At 64.2% G+C, this 3728-nt stretch carries 4 protein-coding genes; 1 reads left to right on the top strand and 3 read right to left on the bottom strand.

All coding sequences use genetic code 11. The features are described from left to right. Positions 1–232: 232 nt before the first annotated feature. On the bottom strand, positions 233–2257 hold the full coding sequence (locus RMN95_RS04020) for a M3 family metallopeptidase (RefSeq protein WP_309615671.1): 2025 nt from the start codon (positions 2255–2257) through the stop codon (positions 233–235). A gap of 75 nt (positions 2258–2332) precedes the next feature. On the opposite strand from RMN95_RS04020, the gene RMN95_RS04015 reads away from it, so the two are divergent. Continuing rightward, positions 2333–3127 carry a methyltransferase domain-containing protein gene (locus RMN95_RS04015; RefSeq protein ID WP_309615670.1) on the top strand — a complete coding sequence of 265 codons (795 nt, stop codon included), beginning with the start codon at positions 2333–2335 and terminating at the stop codon, positions 3125–3127. Between the two features lie 96 nt (positions 3128–3223). Here the strand turns inward: RMN95_RS04015 and RMN95_RS04010 are convergent, their stop codons facing one another. Continuing rightward, the gene (locus tag RMN95_RS04010; protein WP_309615669.1) at positions 3224–3445 is read right to left on the bottom strand and encodes a hypothetical protein; all 222 of its coding nucleotides are present in this window, start codon (positions 3443–3445) and stop codon (positions 3224–3226) included. Continuing rightward, positions 3445–3728, bottom strand: a 284-nt coding sequence (locus RMN95_RS04005; RefSeq protein ID WP_309615668.1) for a GNAT family N-acetyltransferase, incomplete at its 5' end; no start/stop codon positions are given. The genes RMN95_RS04010 and RMN95_RS04005, both read right to left, overlap by 1 nt.

Genomic DNA, 3728 nt, shown 5'->3' with positions numbered 1-3728 from the left:
ATCGCGAGACGGACACGGGCTTCAACAGGCTCAACATGGCTCATCCCCCAACAATCCGCGGAAAGTGTCACCACCAAAACGCGCCAAACCGTCACCGATGTCCTGAGGCAGAACTGTCACCGATGTCCTGAGACATAACACCTGCATCCCCGCGGATGCGCGCGGCAGCGAGCCGCGATCTGCAGGAGTTACCAACATCGAGCGGCGCATCGAGACGCCTAGCATTTTGGCGCTAGTTGAGACCGCGGCGGTCGAGCAACGGCTGGATGTCGGCATCCCGCCCCCGGAAGTCGCGGAAGGCCTCCAGCGGATCCTTGGAGCCGCCGACGCCGAGCAACCGCTGCCGGAAACGATCCCCGTTCGCGCGGGTCAGCCCGCCGTTCTCCTTGAACCAGTCCACGGTGTCGGCATCCATCACCTCGCTCCAGATATACGAGTAGTACCCGGCGTCGTAGGCAGAATTAGCGAAGATGTGCTGGAAGTACGTGCTCGAGTAGCGCGTGGGAACCGCGGGGTTGTCGAGGCCGACCTTCGTCAGCGCCGCGGCTTCGAAGGCCGCAACATCTGTGATCGCATCCTTGGCCGAGATCGAGTGCCAAGCCTGGTCAAGCAGGGCCGACGCGAGATACTCGGAGGTCGCGAATCCCTCGTTGAAGGTCGATGACGCCTGGATCTTGTCGACGAACTCCTGCGGCATGGGCTCACCAGTCTGGTAGTGCACCGCGTAGTTGGCGAGAACCTCCGGCCAGAGCATCCACATCTCATTGACCTGGCTGGGGAATTCGACGAAGTCCCTGAAGGTGTTCGTGCCCGAGAACCTCGGGTATGTCACCCGCGCGAACAGGCCGTGCAGCGCGTGCCCGAACTCGTGGAACAGCGTGTTCACCTCGTCGTAGGTGAGCAGGGTCGTCTCGCCGGCAGCGGGCTTCGGCACGTTGAGGTTGTTGGTGACGATGACCGGATGCCCAAGCAGGGCCGACTGCGAGATCAGCGAGTTCATCCATGCGCCGCCGCGCTTCGAGTCGCGCGTGTAGAGGTCAAGCGTGTACAGGCCGACGGCCGTGCCGTCCTCGTCGGTCACCTGGAAGACGCGAACATCGGGATGATACGCCGGGATGTCGCGGCGCTCGGCGAACGTGACGCCGTACAGCTTCGTGGCGGCGTAGAACACGCCATCCTGCAGCACCCGCTCGGCCTCGAAGTAGGGCCGCATCTGCGCCGTGTCTACGTCGTACGTCGCCCTGCGAACCTTCTCGCTGTAGAACTCCCAGTCGTGCGCCGTGATGGGATGCCCCGCCAGAACTTCAAGATCGGCCTGTTCGGCAATGGCGTTGCGAGCGGCGGGGCCCGCGAGCCTCGTGAGCATCGCCGCTACGGCAGTGGGGGTCTTCGCGGTCTCATCTGCGATCACCCAGGCGGCGTGGGAGTCGAAGCCGAGCAGTGCGGCCCGCTCGGCGCGCAGCCGGGTGATGTCGAGCACGAGTTGCGTATTATCCCACGGGCCACCGCGGCTACCGCGCTGCCTCGATGCCGTCATGACCCTGGCGCGAATATCCCGATTGGTGAGGGCAGAGAGCACGGGTTGTCCCGTAGGCAGGATAAGCGTGATGAGGTACTTGCCGTTTAGCCCCCGCTCGGTGGCGGCCTCGGCTGCGGCCGAGATCTCACCGGTTTCGAGTCCGTCGAGCTGGGCACTATCGTCGATCACCACCGCGAGGTCGTTCGTGTCGGCCAATAGGTTCTTCTCGAACCGGGTGGTGAGAGTCGACAGCGACTGGTTGAGGTCGCGCAGTTTCTCCTTCTGCGTCTCGTCCAGCCCCGCGCCAGCGATCGTGTACTCGGCGAAGTAACGCTCGACCAGGTACCGTGACTCGGCGTCGAGGTCGAGGTCGTCGAGCTGTTCGAACAACGTGGTGATGCGCCAGTACAACTGGGCGTCGAGTCGAATCGCGTCGGCATGGGCTGCTAAGTGCGGTGCCAGCTCTTCTTCCAGGGCACTGGTGACGTCGTTGCCATCGGCGGAGGTCTTGTTGAAGAACACCGTGGCGACACGCTCGAGAAGCTGGCCACTCTTTTCCAGCGGGATCATGGTGCCCTCGAAGGTGGGCATGTCGCGTCGCATCGTGATGGAGCGTATTTCGGCGAGCTGGTCGGCCATGCCCTTCTCGAACGCTGGCCGATAGTGCTCATCGAGGATGCTGGCGAAGGGCGGCATGCCGAAGGGGAGGGGGCTCGCTTCGAAGAAGGGATTCGTCATTCGTCCACCCTATTCGTCTCCCCCGAGGGCCCCGGATGAAAGCGAGTCGATACCGCACGGCGATACTCTCTAGTCGTGACCCCACCCGAAAAGTACACTCTCGGCCATCACTCCAGCGTGCTCAAGGCACACACTTGGCGCACCATTGCCAACTCTGCCCAATACCTGTCTCCTCGCCTGGCGCCCGGAGTTTCCCTGCTCGATGTCGGCTGCGGTCCCGGCACGATTACCGTCGAGTTCGCGGATCGACTGGCCCCGGGCCGAGTGGTGGGGATGGACTCCGCGCCGGAAGTCATCGAGATAGCGGCCCGGTTCGAGCGCCCAAATCTGGAGTTTCTGGTCGGCGATGTCTACGCGCTCCCGTTCGATGATGACGTCTTCGACATCGCGCACGCGCACCAAATACTCCAGCATGTGGCAGATCCGGTCGCCGCCCTGAGGGAGATGCGACGTGTGGTGAAACCTGGCGGCATTGTCGCGGCGCGCGATGTCGACTACGGCGGGATCATTTGGTTTCCGCCGATTTCCGGGCTTGATGACTGGCGCGATGTCTATAAGCGGGTGCATCGCAGCAATGGCGGGGAGCCGGATGCGGGGCGGCGCCTGAAAGCCTGGGCAATGCAGGCCGGCTTCGAGAACGTCGCGACATCGGCATCCATCTGGAATTTTTCGGATGCGACCGACCGCGAATGGTGGGGCAGCATGTGGGAGGAGCGCGCGCTGCAGTCCGCATTTGCGGGGGATGCCCTCGACCAGGGAGTGGCAACTCAGCAGCAGCTTGAGGCCATCAGTCGCGCCTGGCGAGAGTGGGCGAATTCGGAGGCTGGCTGGCTCGGGATGCCCCACGGCGAGATCATCGCGACGGCGTGACTGTCGCGACGGCGAGACTGTCGCGACGGCGCGGCCATCACTGCTGCGCGGCTATCGCGACGGTGCGGCCATCACTTCGGTCAGTTATGGCGTCGGTCAGTCTGCCTGTTCGACCGTGACAGCGCCGTCGTGCCCCAAGCGGATGGTGGTTCCGTCATCAAGCTCTACCACCGGCCGACCCTCGAGCCAGGTGAGAGTCCAGCGCCAGCCGGGGCGATCACCGATCTCGGCCTCGACCTCGCCAATCGCCGAGACCACGCTCTCGGGGAGTCGTGCCGGCGGCTCATCGCCCACGCTCCATCGGGTTCCCAGCTGCATCAGGTCTGCTTCTCGTAGGTGACCCACGATGTGCGGGTGGCGATTTTGTCGTAGACGCCCTGCGCTGCGGAGTTATCGGCTGCCGTAATCCAGCGCAGCGTACCCCCTCCGTCGGAGGCCGCTCGCTCGGAAACCGCCTCGATCAGCGAGGTCGCGGCACCGGACCCGCGTGACTCCGGCTGCACGTAGAGGTCATCGAGGTACCACTCGGCGGCCGCGGTGAACGTATCGGGCAGCTGGCGGTAGTGCGCGAATCCGATCACCTCGCCCCGGTCGACGGCCA

This window comes from Salinibacterium sp. (assembly GCF_031364185.1).
Classification (GTDB): domain Bacteria; phylum Actinomycetota; class Actinomycetes; order Actinomycetales; family Microbacteriaceae; genus Rhodoglobus.
This window is presented reverse-complemented; position numbering and strand designations above follow the sequence as displayed.

What these genes read in the sequence shown, in the direction of transcription:
- RMN95_RS04010 (WP_309615669.1), bottom strand. Translation starts at nt 3,445, where the DNA reads ATGCAGCTGGGAACCCGATGGAGCGTGGGCGATGAGCCGCCGGCACGA.
- RMN95_RS04020 (WP_309615671.1), bottom strand. Translation starts at nt 2,257, where the DNA reads ATGACGAATCCCTTCTTCGAAGCGAGCCCCCTCCCCTTCGGCATGCCG.